Genomic DNA, 952 nt, shown 5'->3' on the forward strand with positions numbered 1-952 from the left:
CAGTCGGTCGGCGGCGGTGGCGGCAATGGCGGCTTCGCCGGTGCCGGCGCGATCACGCTGCAAGGCGCCAGCGCCGCCGTCGGTCTCGGCGGCAAGGGTGCCGGCGGCGGCAACGCCGATATCGTTCATGTCACCTCGACCGGCAACATCACCACTTCCGGCGACCAGGCGATCGGCATCCTGGCGCAGTCGGTTGGCGGCGGTGGCGGCAATGGCGGCTCGACCGTCTCGCTGGCGCTCGGAATGGACGCCGGGATCGGCGTCGCGCTTGGCGGCAGCGGCGGCGCGGCTGGCAACGGGCTCGGCGTCACCGTCATTTCGACCGGCAACATTTCGACCGGCGCCGATTTCTCGTCCGGTGACGTTCGCGGCACCGGTGCTGCGGGCATCCTGGCGCAATCGGTCGGCGGCGGCGGCGGCAATGGCGGCTTTGCCGGCACACTCGGCGGCGGCAAGTCGATTGCGGTCGGCGTGGCGCTTGGCGGCAAGGGCGCCGGCGGCGGCAGCGCCGACATCGTCACCGTCACCTCGATGGGCAACATCTCGACCAGTTTCGACAATTCGTCCGGCATCATCGCGCAGTCGATCGGCGGCGGCGGCGGCAATGGTGGTTTCAGTGTGGCCGTCAGCGGCGCGCTCGGCGACCCGGATGCGGCAACGGCATCTGTCTCGATCGGCGGCAAGGGCGGCATTGGCGGCGTCGGCAAGGCGGTGACGGTAACCAGTACCGGCACCATCGCCACGACGGGCAAATTCTCCAACGGCATCCTGGCACAGTCGATCGGCGGCGGCGGCGGCAATGGCGGCTTCGCGGTCGCGGGTTCGGCCACGACCGGCAATGCCGGCATCGGCGTCGGTATTGGCGGTGCGGGCGCGACCGGCTCGATCGCCGGCAATGTGATCGTCAACAGCTATAGCGTTGCCTTGAACGGCCAGCCGGTGTTGCAGGCGC

General features: G+C 70.3%; 1 pseudogene. It reads left to right on the forward strand.

Annotated features, from left to right (window positions below):
* A pseudogene (locus EN943_RS37890) lies at positions 1–952 on the forward strand (autotransporter outer membrane beta-barrel domain-containing protein); the annotation flags it as partial.

This window comes from Mesorhizobium sp. M7A.F.Ca.US.006.01.1.1 (assembly GCF_003997935.1).
Classification (GTDB): Bacteria; Pseudomonadota; Alphaproteobacteria; order Rhizobiales; family Rhizobiaceae; genus Mesorhizobium.